Source organism: Couchioplanes azureus, assembly GCF_014648355.1.
GTDB classification, from domain to species: Bacteria; Actinomycetota; Actinomycetes; order Mycobacteriales; family Micromonosporaceae; genus Actinoplanes; species Actinoplanes azureus.
Genome location: NZ_BMQY01000004.1, coordinates 647,807 through 673,214, shown reverse-complemented (window position 1 = coordinate 673,214; position 25,408 = coordinate 647,807). Strand labels below are relative to the sequence as shown.

The window sequence follows — 25,408 nt, the reverse complement described above, 5'->3', positions numbered from 1 at the left end:
TGGGTCTTGAAGGGGGACACCGATGGCAACGCGAGACACCGGCGGTCAGTCGCAGTCCGGCAAGGGCAAGCGCGACGAGGAGATCGAGGACGTCACCACCGAGGCCAACCCGGAGGTTGCCGAGCGCCACGCCGAGATCACCGAGGACGTCGACGACCTGCTCGACGAGATCGACTCCGTCCTCGAGGAGAACGCCGAGGAGTTCGTCCGCGGATACGTACAAAAAGGCGGAGAATAGCACCTAGGGTCCGAAACGGACTTTCGCGGCGTTGGGCCGACACGTTGATCACGATCATCGCGTCGGCCCCGCCGGCGGGATATTGTGCTTCAACTGCGACGGCGGCATCGGGTGGTTGCGGGACGGCCCGGAACCCCTCGCCGCCGCGATCACGTTCGAGAGGAACCACGTGGCAGCGGGCTTCGATCCATCCGGGCGTCTTCCCGATGTGTTCACCAACGCGGGGACGTCATCCTTCACGCAGTTCCTGAGCCAGGCCGCCCCCGAGCTGCTGCCCGGCCGGCGGCCGCTGCCGCCCGGGATGGCGGCCGACATCGCACCGCACGGGACCACGATCATCGCCATCGCCACCACCGAGGGCGTCGTGATGGCCGGTGACCGGCGGGCCACCATGGGCAACATCATCGCCAGCCGGGACATCGAGAAGGTGCACCCCGCGGACGCCTATTCGCTGATCGGCATCGCGGGCACCGCGGGGATCGGCATCGAGCTCATGCGCCTGTTCCAGGTGGAGCTCGAGCACTACGAGAAGATCGAGGGCGCCATGCTGTCCCTCGACGGCAAGGCAAACCGGCTGGCCGCGATGGTGCGCGGCAACCTGGGCGCGGCCATGCAGGGCCTGGCCGTGGTGCCGCTGTTCGCGGGCTTCGACCTGTCGCCGGCCGACCCGTCCCGGGTCGGGCGCATCTTCAGCTTCGACGTCGCGGGCGGGCTCTACGAGGAGACCGGCTTCGACGCGATCGGCTCCGGCTCGCTGTTCGCCAAGGCCGCGCTGAAGAAGCGCTACCGGCCGGGCATCGGCACCCAGGAGGCCATCCGGCTCGCCGTCGAGGCGCTCTACGACGCCGCCGACGACGACACGGCGACCGGCGGGCCCGACCTCACCCGCAAGATCTACCCGGTGGTGATGACCGCGACCGCCGACAGCACCCACCGGCTCACCGAGGCCGAGATCAACGCGGTGGCCGAGGCAGTGGTCGCCGGCCGGATGGAGAACCCGGGCGGCTGAGCCCACGCCGGATCCGACGACGCAACCACCAGCGAAGGTCATCGAAGGAGTAACCACCCGTGGCCATGCAGTTCTACGCCTCGCCCGAGCAGGTCCAGCGGGACCGCTCGGAGTACGCCCGCAAGGGCATCGCCCGCGGTCGTTCCGCCGTCGTGCTCACGTACGAGGGCGGCATCCTGCTGGTCGCCGAGAACCTCACCTCGCTGCGCAAGATCAGCGAGCTGTACGACAAGATCGGTTTCGCGGCCGTGGGCCGCTACAACGAGTTCGAGAGCCTGCGCCGGGCCGGCGTGCGGATGGCCGACCTCAACGGCCTCGCGTACGACCGGCGCGACGTGACCGGCCGTGCGCTGGCGAACGCCTACACCCAGACCCTGGGCGCGATCTTCTCCGAGACGCAGAAGCCGTACGAGGTGGAGATCTGCGTGGCACAGGTCGGCGCCTCGCCGGAGGCCGACGAGCTGTACCGCATCACCTACGACGGTTCGGTCATGGACGAGCCGGGCTTCATGGCGATGGGCGGCTCGGCGGAGGCCATCTCCACCGTCCTCAAGGAGCGCCACGACGTCACGGCGGACCTGCCCACGGCGCTGGCGCTGGCGGTCAAGGGCCTGGGCAGCGTCGGCGGCGAGAACGGCGCCGCCCGCGAGCTGGGCGCCTCCCAGCTCGAGGTCGCGGTGCTGGACCGGCGCCGCAAGGGCCGCGCCTTCCGGCGGATCGCCGGCGCGGCGCTGGAGACGCTGCTCGGCGGCGGCAAGGACCAGCCGGAACCGGAGGTGGGCGAGGCGGGCGACACCGCACCGCCGGCCCAGGGCGACGACAAGCCCACGGTCTCGGCCGCCTCGGTCGACCTGGAGGGCAACCCGGACGAGACCGGCGACGACAAGTCCTGAGCCTCGGGGCTTCCCCCGCACCGTCCGCGCCGGTCCGCCCCAGGCGGACCGGCGCATTTTTCCGACCTCGGTCCACAAAGGCCTGACATCCGCCGTCGCCGCCTTGCCAACCGGGCAGCGCCCTGCTGAAGTGTCGGTAGTGGAGACGACGACGTCGGCCTTGCGGGGCGGCGCGGGAGGTCGCGTGACAGGCACCAGCAGCTCCGGGCAACCGGCGCGGACCACGATGGACGTCAGCGTCGGCGACGGGATCGACGTCGAGGTCGAGGTGTTCCTCGACGACGCCGCCCGGGTGCCGTCCGGGCACCACGACGACGGCGGTTTCGGTCAGTCGGACGCCAGCGTCCTCGGCGGGCTGCGCGTGGCCCGCCGGGCCGTGCTCGACCAGGCGGCGCCGTCGATCGGCGCCATGGCCCGGTGGGTCCACGACCAGGTGGCCGCTCTGGGTGTGCGGGCGCCGGACCGGGTCGGCGTGGACATGGGCGTCAAGTTCGTCGCCAAGTCCTCCGAGATCGTCGCGCCCGTCATCGGCCAGCTCGGCGGCGAGACGACGCTGCTGGTCCGCCTCGAGTGGGACGTCCGGGGCGGTCGGCCCGCCGGGGCGGCACCGGCCGTCAAGGAGGACGACGAGGACGAGGACGAGGACGGCGGGGTCCCCGCGGCGAGAGCGGACTGATCCGTGGCGGCGGACCCGACCGTCCTGGCTGCCCGGTCCCTGGTCCAGCTGCGGGGCAAGGCCGGGGAGTTCGTGGGCACCGGCTTCGTCATCGCTCCCGGACGGGTCGTCACCAACGCCCATGTCGCGGTGGCGGCGGACGCGGTGTGGGCGGGGGACGGCCGCTACCCGTACGACGTGGTGACGCTCCACCCGCCGGAGGCGTCGCCGGCCGAGGGCTGGCCGCTGCCGGACCTCGCCGAGCTGACCGTCCCCGGGCTCGACCTGCCCGCGGTGCTGCTCGGCGTCTCGCAGGCCCGGGCCTTCGCCGAGTTCTCGATCGTGACGTTCCATCCCGGCTGCTTCGCCAGGCCCTCCGGTGAGGCCCGCGGGCTGGTGCAGTACTTCCGGCTGGGCGGCGTCGGCGAGCTCTGGAAGATCCAGGACAACGTCGTCGTGCCGGGCATGAGCGGCAGCCCGGTGATCGACAACCGCAGCGGCAAGGTGTGCGGCATGGTGAAGGCGGCCGCCTGGGCCCGCGCGCCCGGCGGTCCCGACGTGCCCACCGGCGGCTGGATGATCCCGCTGTCGGCGCAGGCGCCCCCGGCCTGGTTCGAGGAGAACGGGCGGGCCCACGCGTACGACAGCGAATGGCGCCGGGCCCTGGAGCAGATCGACCGCTTCCAGGCACTGCTGTTCCAGCCGGACGAGCCGCCGGCGGAGATCACCCCGGCGAACCTGCTCGACCCGGACCACGGCTTCGCGCCGTTCGAGGCGACCGACGAGTACCGGGCGGTCCTCGACTGGTGCCTGAATCCCGGCGGCACCGTCGTCCGCCTCGTCCACGGCGCCTCCGGTTCGGGCAAGACCCGCACCGCGGTGGAGGTGTGCCGGTCGCTGCGCCGGGCGGGGTGGGCGGCGGGCTTCCCCCGGACGATCCAGGAGAGCTGGCACGACCGGCTGCACGAGGCGGCGGAGCACGGGGTGAGCCTCTGCGTGGTGATCGACGACGCGGAGCACCGGCAGGAGGACATCGCGGTCCTCCTCACCGACCTGCGCTCGCTGCTGGCCCGCTCGCCCGACGGCCCCGATGCCGTCCGGATCCGGATCCTGCTGCTCACCCGCACGGAACCGGACTGGTTCGACGAGGAGTTCCTCATCACGGAGATCCGCGAGGACCGGGTCGCGGGGTGGATCCGGTCCGTGCTGGAGACGTCCGTCCGGCTGCGCCCGCTGCCCCTCGACGACGGCGCGGGCGCCCTCGACCGCGCGTTCCGCTCGTTCGCCGGGCGTCTCGGGCTGCCGCCGGAGATCAAGCCGCAGTGGGGGACGTCGCGGCGCATCGGCACGACGCTCGACCTCTACGCCCTGGCCGCGGACGCCGCGCTCAGCCATCGCTTCGACGGGGCCTGGGAGATCGAGGCGGGCGCGGATCCCCTGCGGGCCGTCCGCGACCATCAGCTGCGGTTCTGGACCCGCCGGCTGCGCGAGGCGGGCTACGCGCTCCGGGCGCGGCCGGCACCGCCCGCGCGACGGCTGCGGCGCGCGGTCGCCGCGCCGGTGGTCGTCCCGCTGCGGGTGGCGGAGGCCTGGCTGCTGGCGCCCACGCTGGCCGCGGCGCACGACGAGGAGCATCTGCGCCGCGTGATGGGGGCGCTGACCGAGGCCCTCGACGCCCCGGGCGTGGCCGAGCTGGAGAACCTGTACGCGCTCTATCCCCGGGAGGGCACGCCGCCGAGACCGGCGTCGCTCAGTCCGGACCGGCTCGCCGAGCTGATCTTCCGGGAGGTCTGCGAGTCGCTCGGACCCGTCCGCCTCCGGCGGTATCTGGCGGCGGTGCTCTGGCTGGCCGACGGCACCGAACGGCGGGCGGGCAGCGAAGGGCCGGCGTCCCGCACGGCGCGCGGGGCGGGTCGCGACGGGCCGTCGGGCGGCGGGGCGGGCAGTCAGGGGCCGTCGGGCGGCGCGGAGCGCGGGGCGGGCGGCGACGGGCCGGTACGGCGGGCCGCCGGGAGCGGGCCGGGCGGGGAGCCGGTGCGAGGGCATCCGGCGCTGCGGCTGATCGCCCGCGCCCGCGGTGCGAGCGAGTTCACGGCCGTCGACGCGGACGGCGCCCACCGCACGCTCGACGAGGCCCTGCTGGCGCTGCTGCGGGCCCATCCCGGCGCCCTGCTGCCGGAGCTCACCCGGCTCTGCGGCGAGCTGCCGAACGCCGCCGCCCTGGTGCGGTTGCTGACCGTCGCGGCGGAGAACTGCGCGCTGGACCTGCTGCCCGCGGTGCAGGCGTACCTTCCGGACGACGGGCGGGGGCTGTCCCTCCTGGCCGTGACGGTGTTCCGCCGGCAGCTGGCGGCGACGCCCGGCATGGACGACGACAGCATCGCGCGGCGGGTGCGGTGGGGCCGGTCGCTGAGCCTGCACGAGGACCATCTGCGTCGTCACGAGGAGGCGCTGCGGAGCAACGAGGACGCCGTCAACGAGTGCCGGGTGATCATGGCGCGCGGCGGCCGGTGGCCGGAGCTGTTCGCCCGCCTGCACGGTGACCGGGCGGTGATGCTGCTGCGCCGCCGCGCCGTCGACGACGCGCTGGCGAACGGCGAGATCGCGATCCACGAGTATCGCGGCCTGGGCGGGGCGTACGCGCAGGCCCTCGCCGACGTGCTGCACAACCAGGGCATCCTGTACCGCGAGCGTGGGCGGTTGAAGCAGGCCCTCGAGGCCGCGACGCAGGCGATCGAGCTGTACGGCAACCGCGCGCCCCGCCGGTCGAGAGCGGCGGCGTACGTGCAGCTCAGCAGATATCTCAGCGAGCTCGGCCGCCCGGGCGACGCGCTGGAGGCCGCGCGTACCGGCCGCGCGCTCATCGAGAACCAGTACGAGGAGGCCGCGGCCCGGTACGCCGGCGACTACCTGCGCGCCCTGCTCCAGCTCGGCGTGGCCTGGTACGGCGTCGGGGAGACCCAGCCGGACCCGGATCGGCGGGACTCGCTGCGGCATGCCCTCGACGCCGCGGACACGGCCGTGCAGGTGCATCGCTTCCTGCCCGCCGCCGAGCCCGGCCTGCTGCGCATGGTGCAGAATCTGCGGGAGATCGTCCGAGGGGAGCTGGTGGAACCGTGCCGATGACCGGTGGTCCGCCCGGGTCCATCACCCGGCAGCGCGCGGTCAGCGTGTTCCGCAACGGCTACGGCGAGCTGTTCGACGACGAGGTGCTGTCGCCGTCCGGTGCGCAGGGTCGCTACCTGCGATGGCGCTGGTCCTCGCCCGGTGTCGTGGCCGTACCGGTGTCCCGGGCGGGCATCGCGCTGGTGCCGGCGTACCGATATCCGGCCGGCGGCGCGTTCCTGGAGCTGCCCCGCGGCGCCGTGGACGCGGGTGAGACGGCGGAACGCGCCGCGATCCGCGAGCTGAGGGAGGAGTCCGGCCTGCTCGGCGTCTCCCCGCGGACGCTGGGCACGGTCTATCCCGAGACCGGGCTGGTGGAGTCGCACTGCGAGGTGGTGCGGCTGGAGGTGCGGTCCGCGCCGGCGCGGCCGGTCCCGGCGCCCGAGGCGATGGAGTCGGTCGGCCCGCCGCAGTGGTTCACCACCGCGGATCTGAGGAGGGCGATCGCCGGTGGCGAGATCCGATGTGGTCTGACCCTGGCGGCCCTCATGCTGCTCTCGTCGACGGAGCCGGACCGGGAGTGATGCCGGTTCCGGCCACGACGCGCGCGTTGGGCTTGCGCGCGTCGTGGTCGGGCTCGATCCACGGCTCGGTGTCCGTGACGGCGACCGGCATGCTCACGATGTCGAAGTCGTCCTCCTCGCCGGGACCGGCGCAATCCCGACCGACGGCGTGCAGCCGCAGGCCCGCGGCGCCGGTGGTGTCGTCGTGCAGCCCGGTGAGCCGGGCCCGCAGCCGGGCGTGCCGCATGGCCGCGAAGACCTCCGCGTCGCGCTCCCGGTCGAAGGCGCGCTGCAGGATGCCGTCCACCTCGTCGGCGAAGGCCGCCATACCGCCGGTCGCGCCGCCGGGGCGCGCGCCGCCGGCGCGGCTCGTCGCGAGCTCGGCGAGCATGCGCCGCCGGGAGTCCAGCGTCAGGATCTCGGTCAGCGCGTCCGCGCCGACGCGCTGCCACACCGTGTGGTTGACGAGGCTGTAGGGCAGGTCCACGCTCTCGGTGGGCCGCAGGGACGACGGCAGCTCGATCAGTTCGTCGTTGCGGGGCCCGGTCACCGCGACGGCGATGGCCTGCGGCACCGCCAGATGATAGGAGCTGCTCGCCGACCGTTCGATGAAGGACACCGCTTCCTCGGTCTCCTTGGCGGAATTCTTGTCGTCGGTGCGCCAGCGGTCGTAGGTCTCACGGATCCGCTTGTAGAGCAGGGTTTCCTCGGCGAGCGCCCAATCGCGCATCATTTCCAGCGTCTGTACGTACAACGGCGGGGTGCCGGCGGGGGTGTCGCGCAATCGGCGGTCGAGCCTTTCCACGAAACTCGTCTTGAAGTTGACCGAGACGGCCGGGGCCGAATATTCGACGATGTGGCCGTCGGTGACCTCGTCGAGCCAGGCCGCGTATTCCGGGGGCGGCACGTCGTCGATGTTCTTCTCCGCGTGCGCATTGCGGATGTCCAGGAAGGAGCTCATGCTGTCGCGGCGGGCGACCCGGAGGTGGCCGTGGCGCAGAAACGGGGCGAGGTCGCCGTCGCCGGTCCGGCCGCCCTGCGCGCCGGCGACCAGCGAGCGGAACATGGGGCTGTTCAGCGAATGGGAATCGCCGATGACCAGGGGCTCGGAAAGGACGATGTGCAGCACGATGCGGGCCCGCAGATCATCCGGTTGCGAATAGGCGGCCGGAACGTGCAGATTCATGTCGCCGAAGAAAACGGAGTGGTCGTCGTTCTCGTCCGTGCGCATCATCGCATTCCCGGGCTTCAGGTGGCCGTGGCAGGCGTCCAATGTAGTGAGTGCCGCTCGTGACTGTCAATAACTCGGTAGGCGACGCTGGCGTATGATCAACAGGTGCGTGTTTTGGTGACCGGTGACCGCGGATATCTGGGCGCCGTGGTGAAAAGCGCCCTCGGCGAAGCGGGACATCGGACGTACGGCTGCGATCTCGGCTGGTTCGACCTGCCGGGACCGGCCGGCGGCCGCGATTTCCGCGACCTCACGGAGGAGGATCTGCGCGGAGTCGATGTCGTCGTACATCTCGCCGCGGTGTGCAACGACGCCTGCGGCGACATTTCCGCCACCGCCACGGAGGAGGTGAACCATGCCGCGACGGTGCGGTTCGCAGGCATTTCCCGCGAGGCGGGTGTCCGTTCGTTCGTCTTCGCGTCCTCGTGCAGCGTCTACGGTGCCGCCGGCGACGTCGAGGCGGACGAGACCTTCGCGCCGGTCCCACTGACCGCCTACGGTGCGAGCAAGCTGGCGGCGGAGCGGGACGTGCTGGGGCTCGCCGGTGCCGGCTTCAGCACCGCCACCCTGCGGTTCGCCACCCTCTACGGATACTCGCCCTCCTTCCGCAGCGATCTCATGGTCAACCGGATGGTGGCCACCGCCTGGCGGTCCGGGCGGATCGTCATGAGCGGCACCGGGGCGGCGCTGCGGCCGATGCTGCACGTGCGCGACGCGGCGACGGCGGTGTGCGCGGTGGCCGAGGACGGTGCCGGGACGTCCGGCGGACGGCTGTTCAACGTCGGCCGCGCACACGAGAACTTCCGCGTGGCCGACATCGCCGGCCTCGTCTCCGCGGCGTTTCCCGCCGCGGCCGTCGAGCAGGCCGGCGCGGACGACGCCCGGTCGTACAGCGTCAGCTTCCGGCGCTTCGCGGAGGCCTTTCCGAAATGGAAGCCGCGGTTCACGCCGGCCGACGGCGTGGCCGAGGTGGCGGCCGCGCTGGCCGGCGGCCGGCTGCCGCAGCTGGACCCGGCGCCGGACGCCGGCTGGGGCCCGACCGACCGCAAGGAGTGGCTGCTCCGGCTCCTCGGCTCGGGGCGGCTCGATGAGCGCTTCCGCCCGGTTGGTCCGCCACGGTGATTCCGCGGCGCAACGTCATCGAAGCGCCCGGTGACTGCCACTGCCGCCCGGTTGAGGCTAGTGTTTCTCCATGGAACGGCGAATTTTCGGCCTCGAAACCGAATACGGAGTCACGTGCACCTACCGGGGGCAGCGGCGGCTGTCTCCCGACGAGGTGGCCCGCTATCTGTTCCGCCGAGTGGTGTCCTGGGGACGCAGCAGCAACGTCTTCCTCCGCAACGGTGCCCGCCTCTACCTCGACGTCGGTTCCCACCCCGAGTACGCGACCCCCGAGTGCGACTCGGTCACCGACCTGGTGGCCCACGACCGTGCCGGCGAGCGCATCCTCGAGGGTTTGCTGGTCGACGCCGAGAAGCGGCTGCACGACGAGGGCATCGCGGGGGAGATCTACCTCTTCAAGAACAACACCGATTCCGCTGGCAACTCGTACGGCTGCCACGAGAACTACCTCGTGTCGCGCCACGGCGAGTTCGGCCGCCTCGCCGACGTCCTGATCCCGTTCCTCGTCACCCGGCAGCTGATCTGCGGCGCCGGCAAGGTCCTGCAGACGCCGCGCGGTGCGGTGTTCTGCCTGTCGCAGCGCGCCGAGCACATCTGGGAGGGCGTCTCCAGCGCCACCACCCGCAGCCGGCCGATCATCAACACCCGGGACGAGCCGCACGCCGACGCGGAGCGCTACCGCCGCCTGCACGTCATCGTCGGCGACTCCAACATGAACGAGGTCACCACGCTGCTCAAGGTCGGCAGCGCCGACATCGTGCTGCGGATGATCGAGGCCGGCGTGGTCATGCGCGACCTCACCCTGGAGAACCCGATCCGGGCGATCCGCGAGGTCAGCCACGACGTCACCGGGCGTCGCAAGATCCGGCTGGCGAACAACAAGGAGGTCAGCGCCCTCGAGATCCAGCAGGAGTACCTCGCCAAGGCGACCGAGTTCGTCGAGCGCCGGGGCGGCGACCAGACCGCCAAGCGCGTCGTGGAGCTCTGGGGGCGGGTGCTCACCGCGATCGAGAGCGGCGACCTGGACCCGGTCGCGCGGGAGATCGACTGGGTGTCGAAGCTGAAGCTGATCGAGCGCTACCAGGCCAAGCACGAGATCCCGATGTCGCACCCGCGGATCGCGCAGCTCGACCTCGCGTACCACGACGTGCGCCGCGGCCGCGGCCTGTACGCGCTGATGGAGAAGCGCAAGCAGGTCGACCGGATCTCCAACGACCTGGAGATCTTCGAGGCCAAGGAGACGCCGCCGCAGACCACCCGGGCGCGGCTGCGCGGCGAGTTCATCCGGCACGCCCAGGAGAAGCGGCGCGACTTCACCGTCGACTGGGTGCACCTCAAGCTGAACGACCAGGCGCAGCGCACCGTGCTGTGCAAGGACCCGTTCCGGGCGTACGACGAGCGGGTGGAGCGCCTGATCGCGAGCATGTGACCGGCGACCGCTAGGCTGGTCGGGCCATGACACAGCCGTCGCACGAGCCCGACCAGCATCCGCCCGGGGAAAAGCCCGAGCGGACGGTCGAGGACGTCATGTGGCAGCGCGTCGAGCGCCGCCGCGAGCGCATCCGCAACGAGATCCGGCGCAACCGCGAGGGCGGCCACAAGGTCCCCACCTGGGTGCTGGCCGCGGTCCTCGGCGCGCTCCTGCTCGGCTGGCTCTACCTGATCGTCTTCGACTGACGACAGGCGCCGTTCTTTCCGGAATGCTGGCGGTATGCCTGACATCATCGATCCCGCGATCAGCGACTACCTCCTGGCCCACTGCACGCCCGCCGACGACGTCCTGCGCGAGCTGGCCGCCGAGACCCGCGCGGCCTTCCCGGACGCCGCCGGCATGCAGATCACCCAGGACGAGGGCGAGCTGCTCACGCTGCTCACCCGCCTGACCGGGGCGCGTGTCGCCGTCGAGGTCGGCGTCTTCACCGGCTATTCGGCCATCTGCATCGCCCGGGGGCTGACCGAGGGCGGGAGCCTGCTCGCCTGCGACGTCTCCGAGGAGTGGACCGGCGTGGCCCGCGAGTACTGGAAGCGGGCGGGGGTGGCGGACCGCATCGACCTGCGCATCGCCCCGGCGATCGAGACGCTGCGCGCGCTGAGCGCCGATCCGGTCGTCGACTTCGCCTTCATCGACGCCGACAAGACCGGCTACCTCGGGTACTACGAGGAGCTCGTGCCGCGGCTGCGCCCCGGCGGGCTGATCGTGCTCGACAACGTGCTCCAGCAGGGCCGGGTCGTGGCCGGCGGCGCACAGTCCGACTCCGTCGTCGCAATCCGCCAGGTCAACGACCGGGTGGTGGCCGACGAGCGGGTCGAGTCGGTGATGCTGCCGGTCCGCGACGGCGTGACCCTGATCCGCCGCCGCTAGACCGGGAGCAGCGCGGCGGCGTGCCGGCCCGCGGCCGCCGCCGCCACGAAGTAGGCGTGGTCCTCGGCCAGGCCGCGGCCCATCGTCGCGAGCCGCACCGGGCTGGCCTGCAACGCCGCGTCCAGCCCGTCGGTGGGCACCTCCACGACCCGGTGCAGCGTGCTCAGCGGCGCCAGGGCGTCGGAGACCTCCTTGGCCAGGTCCGCGGGCAGGTCGGCGGGCACCGGCAGGTCGGCGGGGACGAGCGCCACCCGTCCGTACGCGGTGAGGCTGTGGTGCGAGACCCCGCGGTGCCGGGCCCGGCCGTCGGCGTCAGAGATGCGCAGCGAGCCGACGGGCCGGCCGCCGAGCGCCACCGCCGCGTTGACCGCCTCGCCCACCGCGACGCCGGAGAAGCCCCACGCCGTGCCCGTGCCCAGGTTGCCCGGGCCCTGGGCGACGACCGCGACGTCCGCGTGCAGCACGTGCCGGGCGGCGAGCAGGCCGGCGTGGACCGTGCCCGCCTCGAGGTCGCCGCCGAAGGCCTGACCCGTGGTGACCGTGCCCGCCAGCACGCCGCGCAGGCCGTCGAGGGTGCGGGAGAACCAGGCGGGCAGCGCGCCGCCGTCGGTCATCACGTACGCCACCCGTGCGTCGGGCCGGTCGGCGTGGATGCCGGCGAGGATCGCGGGCAGCGCGGAGTGCAGGTCGGCGGTGACCACCGGCATGTCGTCGAGGCCGCTCGCCGCCTCCATCGCCGCGCGGTGCGGCGACGCCTCCTCGTCCACCCCCAGCAGGATGGGCTGCAGGGGGGTGTACCGCGCCTTGACCAGGTGGCCGCCGTCGCGGGTGGTGCCGTCGGCGGCCGGGTCCGCCGGCAGCCGGTCGGGCAGCGCCACGACCAGGGCGTACCCGCCGGTGCCGAGGCCCATCACCAGCGCGCCGACGTTCAGCAGGACCCGGTCGCCGGGGCGCGGGGCGCCGGTCAGCTCCGGGTACGCGAGCGCCGTGACCGGGCCGTCGCCGGTGCCGACCTCCAGCTCGACGGCGCCGTGCCATTCCCGCCGTACCGAAGAAACGATTCCCGATCGCCAGCGCACCATGGCGGCGACCCTATCTCCGCCACCCGCCCGGCTGCGGCAGGCCCGGCAGGTCGGCGCGTGCCGCCGGGGCCTGCGGGGCTGCTAGCGTTTCTTCTCGTGTCGCGGACCCGTACCGAACGCCTGGTGAACCTGGTGATCTGTCTGCTGTCCACGCGACGGTTCCTGACCGCCGCGCAGATCGCCGCGACCGTGCCGGGATACGAGCACGACCCGGAGGATCCGCGCGACCACGAGGCGTTCCAGCGCAAGTTCGAGCGGGACAAGGCCGAGCTGCGCGAGCTGGGCGTGCCGCTGGAGACCGGGTTGGCGAGCGCCTTCGACACCGAGCAGGGCTACCGGATCGCCCACCGCGAGTACGCGCTGCCCGACATTCCGCTCGAACCCGACGAGGCTGCCGCCGTGGGCATCGCCGCGCGGCTGTGGCAGCACGCGGGGCTCGCCGCCGCGGCGTCGTCCGGCCTGGCCAAGCTGCGGGCGGCCGGCGTCGAGGTCGACCCCCAGGCCACCCTCGGCGTCGAGCCGGTGGTGACCGTCGACCCGGCGTTCGCGCCGCTGACCGGGGCGGCGCGGGCACGCCGCGCGGTGACCTTCTCGTACCGCGTGCCCGAGGTCGACGAGCCGTCCACCCGCCGGCTGCAGCCGTGGGGCGTGGTCTGCTGGCAGGGCCGCTGGTACGTGGTCGGCCACGACCGCGACCGCGAGGCCACCCGCTGCTTCCGGCTGTCGCGCATCGTCGGCCAGGTCCGCGTCGTCGGCCCCGAGGGCGCGTTCACCCCGCCGGAGGACGTCGACCTGATCAGCCACGTCGCCCGCTGGTCCGGCCCGGTCGAGCGCACCGGCCGCGCCACCGTGGTGGTCCGGCCGGGCCGGGCCGCCGGGCTGCGCCGGCTGGCGGTGGAGACGGTGCCCGGCCCGGGCGGCGACCGGCTGACCATTCCGTACGCCGACGCCGAGTGGCTCGCGTCGCGGCTCGTCGGCTACGGCGCGGACGTGCGCGCCGACGGTCCGCCGGAGCTGCGGGAGGCCGTGATCCAGCAGCTCAAGGAGGTCGTGGCCCGGCACGAGCCGGCCCGCACCGGGGTGCCGTCGTGACGCCGCAGCAGCGCGGCCCGGCGCGGGCCTCGGCGGATCGCCTCGGCCGGCTGCTCAACCTGGTGCCGTACCTGCTGGCCCGTCCCGGGATCGCCGTGGCGGAGGCCGCCGCCGCCTTCCGGATCACCGAGCGTCAGCTGCGCGAGGACCTGGAGCTGCTCTGGGTCTGCGGCCTGCCCGGCTACGGCCCCGGCGACCTCATCGACATGGCGCTCGACGGCGACCGGGTGACCATCACCTACGACGCGGGCATCGACCGGCCGCTGCGGCTCAACCCGGACGAGGCCCTGGCGCTGGTGGTGGCGCTGCGGATGCTCGCCGAGACGCCCGGCATCGGCTCCCGGGACGCGATCGAGCGGGCCCTGGCCAAGATCGAGAACGCGGCCGGTGACCTGGGCGACGCCCCGGTGGCCGTGGCGCTGCCCGCCGCCACCGAGCGTCTCGACGCCGTCCGGGACATCGTGGAGCGCCGCCGCGCCATGCGCATCACCTACTACACGGCGGCCCGCGACGAGACCACGGACCGCGTCGTCGACCCCATGCGGGTGCTGATGGTGGGCAACCGCGCGTACCTGGAGGCGTGGTGCCGGCGCGCCGAGGGCACCCGCCTGTTCCGCCTGGACCGCATCGACGCCTTCGCCGAGCTGGACGAGCCGGCCGCGCCCCCGGCGACGGCGGTGCCGCACGACCTGCGCGACGGCGTCTTCCACCCGGGCCCCGGCCTGCCCCTGGTCACGCTGCGGGTGGGCCGCGGCAGCCGCTGGATCACCGAGTACTACCCGTGCGAGGAGGTCCGCCGCGACGGCGACGAGTGGGTGGTGACGATGCGCGTCACCGATCTCGGCTGGGCACAGCGGTTCCTGCTCGGGGTCGGGCCGGACGTGACCGTGGCCGGTCCGGCGGAGCTGGTCGAGCGGATCCGGGCCCAGGCGACCACGGCACTCGACCAGTACGCGGCCCCCGGACCCGCCACCGCCTAAGCTGTCGGCCATGGTGTGGTGGATCGTGGTCGCGGTGGTCGTCGTCGCCCTCGTCGTCCTGGTGGCGGCCGTGATGTCCGTCGCCGGGCGGCTGTCCGGTCTCGACCGGGCGCTGCGCCGGCTGTTGCGCCGGCAGGAGGAGGCCGCTGTGCTGCAGCGCAAGGCGGAGGTGCTGCAGGAATCCGTCGCCGGTCTGCAGCGGCGCGCCGAGGCGGCCCAGGAGAAGGTCGCGGTGATCAAGGCCGGGTTCGGCGGCTCCTAGGGCGCGGGTTTCCGCCCCGTTGTCCGAAAATTCCTCGGATCGGCGGCCGAACATGCGGATCCGGCACGGGTGACTTCCAGGGTGCACACGTACGATGGACCCCGCACCATCGACGATCCACCCTGATCCGACGGAGTCTTCCATGAACGCCATCAAGCCATGGCACATCATTGTTGTCCTTGTCGTGCTCGTGCTGCTGTTCGGTGCGAAGCGCCTCCCGGACGCCGCCCGGTCGCTCGGGCGGTCGCTGCGGATCATCAAGGCCGAGACCAAGGGCCTGGTGGACGACGACAACGTCGCGGAGAAGGCCGAGCCGCAGTATTCGCGCCAGCCGCTGCACCCGAACGAGATCCACCAGCCGGGTCAGCAGCCCCCGCAGCCGGGCTACCAGCAGCCGCAGCCGGGCTACCAGCAGCCGCAGCCGGGCTACCAGCAGCCCCAGCAGCCGCCGTACGTGGACCCGGTGCAGCGCACCAACGACCGCTGACCCACCGTGGCCATCTCCCTGCGCCGCCGGGGGCCCAGCAAGTTCGAGCAGGCCGCCGACGGCTCGATGACCCTGATCGAGCACGTCCGGGAGCTGCGTAACCGCCTCTTCTGGGCGTCGCTCGGCATCCTGGCCGGCCTGATCGTCGGTTTCATCATCTCGCAGTGGGTCTTCGGCATCCTCAAGGCGCCCTACTGCGCGCTGGACAGTTCGAAGAACCTGGCCGGCGGCTGCGAGTTCATCACCCTGGGCGTCGCCGACCAGCTGATCCTCCGGCTGAAGATCGCCCTGTGGGTCGGCCTGATCGTCGGCGCGCCGGTCTGGCTCTACCAGCTGTGGGCGTTCATCGCCCCCGGGCTGCACCGGCACGAGCGCAAGTGGGCGTACGTCTTCGTCGCCATCTCGGCGCCGCTGTTCGTCGGCGGCGTCACGCTGGCGTACGCGGTCGTCGGGCACAGCCTGGCGTTCATCATGCAGGCCGGCGTGCTCGGCGAGCCGACCAAGCTCGAGGTCGTCTCCTACGTCGGCTTCGTGATGAACATGATGCTGATCTTCGGGGCGGCGTTCGAGTTCCCCTTGATCCTGCTGATGCTCAACTTCACCGGCGTGGTCAGCGCCAAGCGGCTGCTGAGCTGGTGGCGGGTCGTGGTGTTCCTGTCCTTCGTCTTCGCGGCGATCGCCACGCCCGACCCCGGGCCGTTCGGCATGACGCTGCTCGCCGCCTGCATGACGCTGCTCTACTTCATCGCGGTCGGCGTGGCCACGATCAACGACCGGCGCAAGGGCCGCGGCAAGGAGATGTATGCCGGCCTGGACGACGACGAGGTCTCCCCGCTGGAGGAGGAGCGCACGCCGGTCGCGGTGTCGGACCGTATCGACGCGCCGGCACCGGTCGAGTCGGCCGCTCCCGTGGCCCGGCCGTTGCCGTTGGACAGCCGGTTCGACGACATGACCTGAGCCCCGCAGCCGGTACATTCCGGCTGTGAACAGCAATGACGACATCGCGGTGCTGGCCAATCCCGGAGCGGGACGCGGCCGGCACCGCGGTCTGCTTCCGGCGGTGCTCGACCGGCTCGGCTCCGGCGGCCGGGCCGTCCGGCTCCTGGAGGCCGGCAGCGCGGAGGACGCCGAGAAGGCCTGCCATCGGGCCGTGGCCGAGGGGATCGGCGCCCTCGTCGCGGTCGGTGGGGACGGCACCGTGCACCGGGCGCTGCAGGCCGTGGCGGACACCGGCGTCGGCTTCGGCGTGGTCCCCGCCGGCACCGGCAACGACTTCGCGACCGGTGCCGGCATACCGGAGGATCCGCTGCGGGCCGCCGAGGCGATCGCCGCGGCGCACCGCGACGGCCGGCACCACCCGGTCGACCTGGCCCGCATCGACACCGGGCAGCGGGACGCCCGGTGGTTCGGCGCCGTGCTCGCCGCCGGGTTCGACGCGGTCGTCAACGAGCGCGCCAACCGGATGCGGTGGCCCCGCGGGCCGCGCCGTTACGACCTGGCGATCATGCTCGAGGCGGCCCGGCTGCGCCCGCGCCGCTACGCCCTGGAGCTCGACGGCGTCGACCACAGCTTCGCCGGCGTGCTGGTCGCGGTCGGCAACTGCCCCAGCTACGGCGGCGGGCTGCGGATCTGCCCCGACGCCGACCCCACCGACGGGCTGCTGGACGTCGTCGTCGCCGCACCTCTCGGGCGGGTCGCGCTCGCGCGGCTCCAGCCCCGCCTGCGGCGCGGCACCCACGTCGAGGATCCGCTGATCACCAGCTACCGGGCCCGCGAGGTGCGCATCGACACGCCCGGGATCGTCGGGTACGCCGACGGCGAACGCGTCGCCGCGCTGCCGCTCGCGATCGGCTGCCGGCCGGGTGCCGTCCGGTTGCTGCGGTAACCACGGGGTCAGCGGCCCGCAGGCCGGGCCGAACGGAAACGTGAAGCCGCAGATCTTCCCTTCAGGAGGCAGCATGTCGGTCGGTTCGCTCAGCTCCAGCACGGTCTCCACCGCGTACCTGGCGTCGGCCGACACCGCCGCGGCGAAGAAGGCCCCGGAGCAGGGCGGCGAGCCGACGATCGCGGACCACGTCGCGGCCCAGGACGAGCAGCAGCCCATCCGCAGCGCGTCCGCCACTCTGGGCACGCTGGTCGACACCTACCTCTGACGGTGCCCACGCCACCGCCATGCTCGGCATGGGCCCGGCGGATGGAAGAGCTCAGACCTCGCAGCCGGCCAGGGCCAGGGTCGCGCCCAGGCCGTTCGAGCGGCCCGGCTCGGCCGCCGGGAGCACGAGGGCCGCGCAGCCGGCCTGCACCGCGCCCGCGTCCGCCGGGCTGTCGCCGACCATCAGTGTGCGCTCGGGGTCGACCCCCAGCATGCCGCACGCGCGCAGGAAGATCGCCGGGTCGGGCTTGACCCGGCCCACCTCGTAGGAGAGCGCGAACGCGTCCACCAGCCCGGCCATGCCCCAGGCGGCGAGGTGCGGGCGGATGTCGAAGCCGATGTTGCTCACCACCGCCACCTTCACCCCGGCCCCGTGCAGCGTGCGCAGGGTCGGCAGGGTGTCCGCGTACGGCAGCCAGCCCTGCGGGTCCAGCAGCCGCTCGTACAGGGCGTCGGCGAGGCCCTCCACGTCGCAGCTCACCGTCTCGGCCAGGCCGGTGTACGCCGCGCGGTGGCTGTGTTCGTACAGGTCGCGGTCGGCCCAGTGCTCGGCGAGGTGGATGGGCACCCGGTGCGGCAGCGGGCCGCCGGCGCGCCCGGCGGTGACCAGCCGGTCGGCCAGGATCGTGGCCCGGCCGCGGTCCAGCTCCGTGCCGCAGGCCGCCGCGGCGGCGAGCACCCACGCGACCGGCTCCTCGACCTGGGCGAGCGTGCCGTGGAAGTCGAAGAGCACGGCGTCGACCTGACGGCGCGACGGGAAGGCGGTCGATTCGGCGGCATCCGGCACGCCGTGCACCATACCGAGACGCTCGGACCGGCCCGTCATCAACCGCCCGGCGAGCCATGACCGTCGTTGTGTCACACCGACGCATTAGCCTTGTGGTCATGACGAGCCCCGCCGAACGCTATGCGGAGTCGAGAAGGCGGGCGGCCCGCGCGGCCGAGTTCCCCGCGCTGGACGACTTCATGCTGGACGTCGGCTTCGACCTGGACGATTTCCAACGACAGGCCTGCGAGGCCCTGGAGCGCGGCAGCGGCGTCCTGGTCTGCGCGCCCACCGGCGCCGGCAAGACGGTGGTCGGCGAGTTCGCCGTGCACCTCGCGCTGCGCGCCGACGGCTCCGGCAGGCGGCGCAAGTGCTTCTACACGACCCCGATCAAGGCGCTCTCCAACCAGAAGTACCACGACCTCGTCGAGCGCTACGGCGCCGCGCACGTGGGCCTGCTGACCGGTGACAACGCGATCAACGGCGACGCGCCGGTGGTGGTGATGACCACCGAGGTGCTGCGCAACATGCTCTACTCGGGCTCGGCGAGCCTGCAGGGCCTGGCCTACGTGGTGATGGACGAGGTGCACTACCTCGCCGACCGGTTCCGCGGCGCGGTCTGGGAGGAGGTGATCATCCACCTGCCGGCCTCCGTGACCCTGGTCTCGCTGTCGGCCACGGTCAGCAACTACGAGGAGTTCGCCGACTGGCTCGTCACCGTCCGCGGTGAGACCGAGGTCGTGGTCAGCGAGCACCGGCCGGTGCCGCTGTGGCAGCACATGCTGGTCGGCAAGCGGATGTTCGACCTGTTCCACGACGCCGACGCGGCCCGCAAGCACGACGTGCACCCCGAGCTGCTGCGCTACACGCGGGAGATGCTGCGCCGGCTGGAGCTCACCGACCGGGCGGCCGGCCCGGGCTGGCAGCACCGGGGCGGGCGCCCGCGCCGGTGGCAGCCGCCGCCGCGCACCGAGGTCGTCGACCGCCTCGACCGGGCCGGGCTGCTGCCCGCCATCCTGTTCATCTTCAGCCGGGCGGGCTGCGACGCCGCCGTGCAGCAGTGCCTGGCCGGCGGGCTGCGCCTGACCGATCCGGAGGAGCGCGCCGAGATCCGCGAGATCGCGCAGGCCAAGGTGGCGGCCATCCCGGCCGAGGACCTGTCGGTCCTGGGCTACTGGGAGTGGCTCGACGGGCTGGAGCGGGGCGTTGCCGCGCACCACGCCGGCATGCTGCCCGCGTTCAAGGAGGCCGTCGAGGAGTGCTTCGTGCGCGGCCTGGTCAAGGCCGTCTTCGCCACGGAGACGCTGGCGCTGGGCATCAACATGCCGGCCCGCTGCGTCGTGCTCGAACGCCTGGTGAAGTTCAACGGCGAGGCGCACGTCGACCTGACCCCGGGGGAGTACACGCAGCTCACCGGCCGGGCCGGGCGCCGCGGCATCGATGTCGAGGGGCACGCGGTGGTGCTGTGGAGCCCCGAGGTGGACCCGCGCCACGTCGCCGGGCTCGCCTCCACGCGGACCTATCCGCTGCGGTCGAGCTTCCGGCCGTCGTACAACATGGCGGTCAACCTGGTCGGCTCGGTCGGCGCGGAGAAGTCCCGCGACCTGCTGGAGTCCTCCTTCGCGCAGTTCCAGGCGGATCGCTCGGTGGTGGGCCTGGCCCGGCAGGTGCAGCGCAACGTCGACACCATGGCGACCTACGGCAAGGACGCCACCTGCCACCACGGCGACTTCGACGAGTACTTCGCCATCCGCGTCGCCATCGCCGACCGGGAGCGGGCCATCGCCCGCCAGGGCGCCTCGCAGCGCCGCGCCGCGGCGGTGTCCTCGCTGGAGAAGCTGCGCGTCGGCGACGTGATCCGGGTGCCGCAGGGGCGCCGTGCGGGCCTCGCGGTAGTGCTGGAGCCGCCGGGCGGCGGTTTCGGCGAGCCCCGGCCGCTGGTGCTGACCCAGGACCGCTGGGCCGGGCGGGTCAGCCCGGCCGACTTCCCCGGTGCCGTCGACGTGCTGGACCGCATCCGCGTGCCCAAGCACTTCAACCCGCGGTCACCCGCCGCCCGGCGCGACCTCGCCGCCCAGGTGAGCGCCACCGGCCTCGACCGCCACGCGGGGGCGGGCGGGCGCCGCGGCCGCAACCGCGGCACGCCCGGGGAGGATCCGGAGATCGCGCTGCTCAAGGTGGAGCTGCGCCAGCACCCGTGCCACGCCTGCCCGGAGCGCGAGGAGCACGCCCGCTGGGCCGAGCGCCGGCACCGGCTGCAACGCGACACCGACGCCCTGCGCGACAAGGTGGCCGGCCGCACCGGCTCGCTGGCGCGCACGTTCGACCAGGTCTGCGCGGTGCTCACCGCGCGCGGCTACCTCTCGCCGGACGGCGAGGTCACCGAGGCGGGCCGGATGCTCGGCCGCATCTGGACGGAGGCCGACCTGCTGGTCGCCGAGTGCCTGCGCCGCGGCGTCTGGGAGGGCCTGGAGCCCGCGGAGCTGGCCGCCGCGGTGTCCATGGTCCTGTACGAATCCCGCCGCGAGGGCGACGAGCGCGCCTCGGTGCCCAAGGGCGAGACGACGGCCGCGGTCGACGCGTGCCACAAGCTCTGGGCGGAGATCGAGTCGCAGGAGGCGGAGCACGGCCTGTCGCTGACCCGCGAGCCGGACGCGGGCTTCGTCTGGCCGATGTACCGCTGGGCCCGCGGCGAGCCGCTGGCGCGGGTGCTGGCCAGCGGCCACAACTACGACTCCGACATGCCGGCAGGCGACTTCGTGCGCTGGGCCCGCCAGGTCCTCGACCTGCTCGCCCAGCTCAAGGACGCGTCCGCCGCCTCGCCGGTCGTCCGCGAGACGGCCCGCAAGGCGATGGCGGCGATCAACCGGGGGGTGCTGGCCTACCAGACGGCGCTGTGACCGCCGGCCCTCCCCGGCCCGCCCGGCGCGGTCGCGCGGCCGCAAGCCCGCCGTCGCGGGGCGACAAGCCCGCGGTCGCGGGGCGACAAGCCCGCGGTCGCGGGGCGACAAGCCCGCGGCTTGCCGGCCTGCGGTCGCGGGGCCGCACATTGAGGAGCGCCGCCGGCCCGCGCTGCGCCGAGCGGGTCGACGGCCGGCGGCCTGGCGTTCGCGTCGCAACGATCGGCGCGGACTCCGGACCGCGGGCGTCCTCGTGGGCGGCCGGAGCTAGCTAGGCCGCGGCGCGGTTCAGCAGCCCCAGGAACGACAGCTTGTCGGTGATCACGTCGGCGGTGAACGGCTTGATGATGTATTCGTGGGCGCCGGCGGCCATCGCCTTGACGATCTGCCGGGGGTCGCTCTCGGTGGTGACCATCATCAGGGTGATGTCGCGCAGCTGCGGCTGGGCCCGTACGGCGCCGATGAACTCCAGGCCGTTCACCTCGGGCATGTTCCAGTCGACCAGGGCCAAGTCGGGGATGGTCTCCATGGTGTTGAGGGCGTCCAAAGCGCTACGGCCGTTGTCGGCCTCGACGACCTCGCAGCCGGTGGCGGCGAGGAGACGGCGCAGGATGGCCCGCATCGCGCGGGAATCGTCGACGACCATTGCCAGCATGCTCGACCCCTTACCTGTGGAGATCCGTATGGCGTGAATCACGCCGTTGTCTTCTCCACTATCGGCGGCGACGGCCGGACCGACTGGTTCCGCCGGGTGCAACCGAGGTGCCAGCACGGTGACGCTCCGGTGGGGCGGCGGCCTGCCGCCACCCCGTCCGGTGCGCCCGGCGGGTCGGGCGCGTTACGGCTGGTTGGTGAGGTAGCCGCCCATCGCGGTGAAGTACTCCGCCGCGGGGAGCTCCCGGCCGTCGTGGGTGCGTACCCGCTTGATGGCCAGCCCGTGGTTGCGGCCGGTCCGTGCGTCGGCCCCGGCGACGACGACGACCGCGTCGCCCTCCCGGTAGAAGATGCGCCCGGGGGTTCCGCCGTAGCGTCCCTGCGACACCGCGGCGGCGAGGATGTCCAGCTGCTGGCCGCGGTGGTAGGTGAAGGCGCTCGGGTACGGGGCGGACTGGGCGCGGACCAGACGCTCCAGGTCCTCCGCCGGCCAGTTCCAGTCGATGCGGATGTCCTCGGTGGAGCGCTTGTGGAAGAAGCTGGCCTTGGACCGGTCCTGCTTGACCCAGTCGGTACGGCCGGAGGCGATCAGTGCCAGGCCGTCGACGGTGATGGGGCCGAACAGTTCCAGGGTCTTGTGGAACAGGTCCGTCGCGGTGTCGGCCGGGCCGACGGGTACCGCGCGCTGCAGGACGATGTCACCGGCGTCCAGCTCGTCGTTCATCATGTGGGCGGTGACGCCGACCTCCTTCTCGCCGTTGATGAGCGCCCAGATCAGGGGCGAGAAACCGGCGTAGGCGGGCAGCAGTGAGTCGTGGACGTTGAGCGTGCCCCGGGTCGGCAGGTTGAAGATCTGCGGGGGGATCCAGGTCCGCCAGTTGGTCGCCACGATGACGTCCGGTGCCGCCTCCTTGAGGGCGCTCATCAGCTCCTCGTCGTCGGGGCGGTTGCGGATCAGCACCGGCACGCCGTGCTCCTGCGCCAGGTCGGCGACGGAGTCGTTCCAGATCTTCTCGTAGGCGTGGTCGCTCTTCGGGTGCGTGACGACGAGCGGAACCTCGTGCTCCGAGTCGAGGAGCGCCTGCAACGTCCGGTGCCCCCAGGTCTGGTAGCCGAACATGATGACCCGCATGACGTTCCTCCTTGTGGCGGTGCTGGTTGCGCTGTAGTAAAGCAAGCCTTACCTAACACCCGCAACGCGACCCCCCTCGCGGGTGGTCGAGTCGTGGGTCACCCCCCTGTCATTGGTGTTACAAGTTAGGTTAGGTTAGCCTAAGGCCACCTTCGAAGGGTCTCCACAGTGGTGTACCGGCGTCCGCCGGACACCCGCTGACCTATGCTTCCCCGCCGTGACGGCGGGTTCCCCGACCGGCTTGACCAGCGGCCAGCCCGCGCGATGGGACGGACATGTCACACGATCTTGCAGGCGATGATCTTCCCGTATTCGACCTCGTCGGCATCGGGTTCGGTCCCTCGAACCTGGCGATGGCGATCGCGCTCACCGAGTACAACGCGACGGCCGGCATGGAGCGGGCGGTGACGGCCCACTTCCTCGAGCGGCAGCCGCGGTTCGGCTGGCACCGTGGCATGCTCATCGAGGACGCGACGATGCAGGTGTCCTTCCTCAAGGACCTGGTGACGCTGCGGAATCCGGCCAGCGAGTTCAGCTTCCTCTGCTACCTGCAGAGCAAGGACCGGCTCGTCGACTTCATCAACCACAAGAGCCTCTTCCCGCTGCGGGTCGAGTTCCACGACTACTTCGAGTGGGCGGCCGCGAAGGTCGACGACCTGGTCACGTACGGGCACGAGGTCGTCGAGGTGCGGCCCGTCGTCCGCGACGGCGCGATCGTCTACCTTGACGTCACCGCCCGCCAGACCGGCTCGGGCGAGACCGTGTCGTACCGGGCGCGCAACGTGCTGGTCGCCACGGGCCTGCTGCCGCACCTGCCGGAGGGGGTCAGCGCGTCCGCGCGGGTCTGGCACAACCGTGACCTGCTCTTCCGGGCCGCCGAGCTGCCCGTCGACGCCCCGGCGCGGTTCGTCGTGGTAGGCGCCGGTCAGAGCGCCGCGGAGACCGTCGCGCACCTGCACGACCGCTTCCCCCAGGCCGAGGTCTGCGCGGTCTTCGCCCGGTACGGCTACAGCCCCGCCGACGACAGCCCGTTCGCCAACCGCATCTTCGACCCGGCGGCGGTCGACGACTACTTCGCGGCGCCGAGCGAGATCAAGCAGCGGTTGATGGCCTACCACGGCAACACCAACTATGCCGTGGTGGACATGGACCTCATCGAGGACCTCTACGCCCGGCTCTACCGGGAGAAGGTGCTCGGGGCCGAGCGGCTGCGGATCTTCAACACCGCCCGCCTCGCGCAGCTCTCCGAGACGCCGACCGGCGTGCGGACCGTCGTCGAGTCCCTGGTCACCGGCGAGCAGACGGAACTCGACGCGGACGCCGTGGTCTTCGCGACCGGTTACCGCGCCGCCGACCCGCTGCGGTTGCTGCCCGGCGTCGAGCCCTACTGCCACCGCGACGCGCAGGGGCGTCCCCGGATCGGCCGCGACTACCGGGTCACCACCTCACCCGAGCTGCGCTGCGGCGTGTACCTGCAGGGCGCCACCGAGCACACGCACGGCATCACCTCCTCGCTGCTGTCGAACACCGCCCTGCGGGTCGGCGAGATCCTCCAGTCGGTCATCGACAAGGGCCGTCCCGACGTCGCGGCGCACGCCGCCGTCGAAGAGGTCAGCGCCGCCCGGTAGGGGCACGAGCCGTTCCACCTTTCCTTCAAACTCCGTGAAAGGCATACCCATGTCCATATTGCCCGGTTTCCTGCGTCCGGCCAGACGCTTGCGCGCGGCTCTGCCGGCCGTCGCCCTGGTCTCCGCTCTGGCGCTCACCGCCTGCGGCGGAGCGAACGCCGAGTCCAAGAGCGGCGGTGCGACCGGCGCGACCGGCGCGAGCGGTGCGTTCCCGGTGAGCATCGAGCACAAGCACGGCACCGCCGAGATCAAGGCGGAGCCCCAGCGCGTCGTCACGCTCGGCCTCAGCGACCAGGACGCGGTCCTGGCGCTGGGCGTGAAGCCGGTCGGGGTGGTGGACTGGTTCAAGGAGAAGCCGTACGGCAAGTGGCCCTGGGCGCAGCCGCTGTGGGGCGACACCAAGCCGGAGATCGTCGGTGAGCGCGACGAGTACAACCTCGAGAAGATCGCCGCGCTCAAGCCGGACCTGATCATCGCCCAGTACTCCGGCATGAAGAAGGAACAGCACGACAAGCTGTCGAAGCTCGCCCCCGTCGTGGGCCAGCCGAAGAAGTTCGAGGACTACCAGGCCCCGTGGCAGGACATGACCAGGGTGATCGGTAAGGCCCTCGGCAAGGAGGCCAAGGCCAACGAGCTGATCGACGCGGTCGGCAAGCGCTTCGCCGAGGCCCGCAAGGCGCACCCCGAGTTCGCCGGGAAGACCGCCGCGGTGGCCGAGGTGTACCAGGCCGGCACGTACTCGGTCTTCTCCCCGAACGACCCGAAGATGATGTTCCTCTCCGAGCTGGGCTTCACCGTCTCGCCGAAGTTCCGCGAGGCCGTCGGCACCAAGAACGTGGCGGACTTCAGCTTCGAACGGCTGGACATCGTCGACGTCGACCGGCTCATGTGGCTGGTCCCCGACGACGCGGCCGCGCAGCAGATCAAGGCCGACAAGCTCTACAGCAAGCTGAAGGTCGCCCAGGAGGGCCGGGACGTCTACCTGCCTTACGAGACCCCGCCGGTCGGCGCCGCCATGGCGTTCAACACCGTGCTGAGCATCCCGTACGCCGTCGACCAGGTGGTGCCGATGCTGACCGCCAAGAAGTAGCACCA

The 25,408-nt window shown here is 72.4% G+C and carries 25 protein-coding genes; 20 read left to right on the top strand and 5 right to left on the bottom strand.

Annotation, left to right across the window (positions count from 1 at the left end; genetic code table 11):
• Nucleotides 1-22 precede the first annotated feature (22 nt).
• From IEY99_RS18100 to IEY99_RS18070, 6 genes are all read left to right on the top strand, one after another.
• Nucleotides 23-238 (top strand): ubiquitin-like protein Pup, encoded by a 216-nt coding sequence (locus IEY99_RS18100; protein WP_023364349.1) that lies wholly within the window; start codon nucleotides 23-25, stop codon nucleotides 236-238.
• Between the two features lie 31 nt (nucleotides 239-269).
• Nucleotides 270-1,247 (top strand): proteasome subunit beta, encoded by a 978-nt coding sequence (gene prcB, locus IEY99_RS18090; protein WP_373293375.1) that lies wholly within the window; start codon nucleotides 270-272, stop codon nucleotides 1,245-1,247.
• 59 nt (nucleotides 1,248-1,306) lie between these two features.
• The gene (prcA, locus tag IEY99_RS18085; RefSeq protein ID WP_189204612.1) at nucleotides 1,307-2,140 is read left to right on the top strand and encodes a proteasome subunit alpha; all 834 of its coding nucleotides are present in this window, start codon (nucleotides 1,307-1,309) and stop codon (nucleotides 2,138-2,140) included.
• Nucleotides 2,141-2,324: 184 nt separating this feature from the next.
• Nucleotides 2,325-2,816 (top strand): CU044_2847 family protein, encoded by a 492-nt coding sequence (locus tag IEY99_RS18080; protein ID WP_189204610.1) that lies wholly within the window; start codon nucleotides 2,325-2,327, stop codon nucleotides 2,814-2,816.
• A gap of 3 nt (nucleotides 2,817-2,819) precedes the next feature.
• Nucleotides 2,820-5,921 (top strand): tetratricopeptide repeat-containing serine protease family protein, encoded by a 3,102-nt coding sequence (locus IEY99_RS18075; RefSeq protein WP_189204608.1) that lies wholly within the window; start codon nucleotides 2,820-2,822, stop codon nucleotides 5,919-5,921.
• Nucleotides 5,918-6,484 (top strand): NUDIX hydrolase, encoded by a 567-nt coding sequence (locus IEY99_RS18070; RefSeq protein WP_189204606.1) that lies wholly within the window; start codon nucleotides 5,918-5,920, stop codon nucleotides 6,482-6,484. Before IEY99_RS18075 ends, IEY99_RS18070 begins: the two co-directional genes overlap by 4 nt.
• On the opposite strand, the gene IEY99_RS18065 is transcribed toward IEY99_RS18070, so the two are convergent.
• On the bottom strand, nucleotides 6,447-7,694 hold the full coding sequence (locus tag IEY99_RS18065) for a hypothetical protein (protein WP_189204604.1): 1,248 nt from the start codon (nucleotides 7,692-7,694) through the stop codon (nucleotides 6,447-6,449). The two genes, IEY99_RS18070 and IEY99_RS18065, sit on opposite strands and share 38 nt — an antisense overlap.
• Nucleotides 7,695-7,799: 105 nt before the next feature.
• Between IEY99_RS18065 and IEY99_RS18060 the strand changes: the two genes are divergently transcribed.
• The 4 genes from IEY99_RS18060 (at nucleotide 7,800) to IEY99_RS18045 (ending at nucleotide 11,178) form a co-directional block, all read left to right on the top strand.
• Nucleotides 7,800-8,816 carry an NAD-dependent epimerase/dehydratase family protein gene (locus tag IEY99_RS18060; RefSeq protein ID WP_189204602.1) on the top strand — a complete coding sequence of 339 codons (1,017 nt, stop codon included), beginning with the start codon at nucleotides 7,800-7,802 and terminating at the stop codon, nucleotides 8,814-8,816.
• A 70-nt stretch (nucleotides 8,817-8,886) separates the two neighbouring features.
• Nucleotides 8,887-10,245, top strand: coding sequence for a Pup--protein ligase (gene pafA / locus IEY99_RS18055; RefSeq protein ID WP_189204600.1), 1,359 nt, complete (start codon nucleotides 8,887-8,889; stop codon nucleotides 10,243-10,245).
• Between the two features lie 26 nt (nucleotides 10,246-10,271).
• Nucleotides 10,272-10,493 carry a hypothetical protein gene (locus tag IEY99_RS18050; RefSeq protein WP_189204908.1) on the top strand — a complete coding sequence of 74 codons (222 nt, stop codon included), beginning with the start codon at nucleotides 10,272-10,274 and terminating at the stop codon, nucleotides 10,491-10,493.
• A gap of 34 nt (nucleotides 10,494-10,527) precedes the next feature.
• Nucleotides 10,528-11,178, top strand: a complete 651-nt coding sequence (locus IEY99_RS18045; RefSeq protein ID WP_189204598.1) for an O-methyltransferase — start codon at nucleotides 10,528-10,530, stop codon at nucleotides 11,176-11,178.
• Here IEY99_RS18045 and IEY99_RS18040 read toward each other — a convergent pair.
• On the bottom strand, nucleotides 11,175-12,260 hold the full coding sequence (locus IEY99_RS18040) for a DUF3866 family protein (protein ID WP_189204596.1): 1,086 nt from the start codon (nucleotides 12,258-12,260) through the stop codon (nucleotides 11,175-11,177). The two genes, IEY99_RS18045 and IEY99_RS18040, sit on opposite strands and share 4 nt — an antisense overlap.
• A gap of 96 nt (nucleotides 12,261-12,356) precedes the next feature.
• Between IEY99_RS18040 and IEY99_RS18035 the strand changes: the two genes are divergently transcribed.
• The 7 genes from IEY99_RS18035 (at nucleotide 12,357) to IEY99_RS18005 (ending at nucleotide 17,234) form a co-directional block, all read left to right on the top strand.
• The gene (locus tag IEY99_RS18035) at nucleotides 12,357-13,352 is read left to right on the top strand and encodes a helix-turn-helix transcriptional regulator (RefSeq protein ID WP_189204594.1); all 996 of its coding nucleotides are present in this window, start codon (nucleotides 12,357-12,359) and stop codon (nucleotides 13,350-13,352) included.
• Complete coding sequence (locus tag IEY99_RS18030) at nucleotides 13,349-14,332, top strand: helix-turn-helix transcriptional regulator (RefSeq protein WP_189204592.1); 984 nt, start codon at nucleotides 13,349-13,351, stop codon at nucleotides 14,330-14,332. Before IEY99_RS18035 ends, IEY99_RS18030 begins: the two co-directional genes overlap by 4 nt.
• A gap of 10 nt (nucleotides 14,333-14,342) precedes the next feature.
• Entirely contained in the window at nucleotides 14,343-14,594 is a 252-nt protein-coding gene (locus tag IEY99_RS18025; protein ID WP_229798878.1) for a hypothetical protein, read from the top strand.
• 142 nt (nucleotides 14,595-14,736) lie between these two features.
• Entirely contained in the window at nucleotides 14,737-15,081 is a 345-nt protein-coding gene (gene tatA / locus IEY99_RS18020) for a Sec-independent protein translocase subunit TatA (RefSeq protein ID WP_189204590.1), read from the top strand.
• Nucleotides 15,082-15,087: 6 nt separating this feature from the next.
• Nucleotides 15,088-16,038 carry a twin-arginine translocase subunit TatC gene (gene tatC, locus IEY99_RS18015; protein WP_189204588.1) on the top strand — a complete coding sequence of 317 codons (951 nt, stop codon included), beginning with the start codon at nucleotides 15,088-15,090 and terminating at the stop codon, nucleotides 16,036-16,038.
• A 16-nt stretch (nucleotides 16,039-16,054) separates the two neighbouring features.
• Nucleotides 16,055-16,966 carry a diacylglycerol/lipid kinase family protein gene (locus IEY99_RS18010; RefSeq protein WP_229798932.1) on the top strand — a complete coding sequence of 304 codons (912 nt, stop codon included), beginning with the start codon at nucleotides 16,055-16,057 and terminating at the stop codon, nucleotides 16,964-16,966.
• A gap of 73 nt (nucleotides 16,967-17,039) precedes the next feature.
• The gene (locus IEY99_RS18005; protein ID WP_189204586.1) at nucleotides 17,040-17,234 is read left to right on the top strand and encodes a hypothetical protein; all 195 of its coding nucleotides are present in this window, start codon (nucleotides 17,040-17,042) and stop codon (nucleotides 17,232-17,234) included.
• 51 nt (nucleotides 17,235-17,285) lie between these two features.
• Here the strand turns inward: IEY99_RS18005 and IEY99_RS18000 are convergent, their stop codons facing one another.
• Nucleotides 17,286-18,032, bottom strand: coding sequence for an HAD family hydrolase (locus tag IEY99_RS18000; RefSeq protein ID WP_189204584.1), 747 nt, complete (start codon nucleotides 18,030-18,032; stop codon nucleotides 17,286-17,288).
• Nucleotides 18,033-18,118: 86 nt separating this feature from the next.
• Between IEY99_RS18000 and IEY99_RS17995 the strand changes: the two genes are divergently transcribed.
• Nucleotides 18,119-20,899, top strand: a complete 2,781-nt coding sequence (locus IEY99_RS17995) for a DEAD/DEAH box helicase (protein ID WP_189204582.1) — start codon at nucleotides 18,119-18,121, stop codon at nucleotides 20,897-20,899.
• A gap of 271 nt (nucleotides 20,900-21,170) precedes the next feature.
• On the opposite strand, the gene IEY99_RS17990 is transcribed toward IEY99_RS17995, so the two are convergent.
• Both IEY99_RS17990 and IEY99_RS17985 read right to left on the bottom strand, forming a co-directional pair.
• Nucleotides 21,171-21,554 (bottom strand): response regulator, encoded by a 384-nt coding sequence (locus IEY99_RS17990; protein ID WP_189204580.1) that lies wholly within the window; start codon nucleotides 21,552-21,554, stop codon nucleotides 21,171-21,173.
• Nucleotides 21,555-21,737: 183 nt separating this feature from the next.
• The gene (locus tag IEY99_RS17985; RefSeq protein ID WP_189204578.1) at nucleotides 21,738-22,685 is read right to left on the bottom strand and encodes a methionyl-tRNA formyltransferase; all 948 of its coding nucleotides are present in this window, start codon (nucleotides 22,683-22,685) and stop codon (nucleotides 21,738-21,740) included.
• 275 nt (nucleotides 22,686-22,960) lie between these two features.
• On the opposite strand from IEY99_RS17985, the gene IEY99_RS17980 reads away from it, so the two are divergent.
• Both IEY99_RS17980 and IEY99_RS17975 read left to right on the top strand, forming a co-directional pair.
• Complete coding sequence (locus IEY99_RS17980; protein WP_189204576.1) at nucleotides 22,961-24,313, top strand: lysine N(6)-hydroxylase/L-ornithine N(5)-oxygenase family protein; 1,353 nt, start codon at nucleotides 22,961-22,963, stop codon at nucleotides 24,311-24,313.
• 88 nt (nucleotides 24,314-24,401) lie between these two features.
• Nucleotides 24,402-25,403 carry an iron-siderophore ABC transporter substrate-binding protein gene (locus tag IEY99_RS17975; RefSeq protein ID WP_229798876.1) on the top strand — a complete coding sequence of 334 codons (1,002 nt, stop codon included), beginning with the start codon at nucleotides 24,402-24,404 and terminating at the stop codon, nucleotides 25,401-25,403.
• Nucleotides 25,404-25,408: the final 5 nt, after the last annotated feature.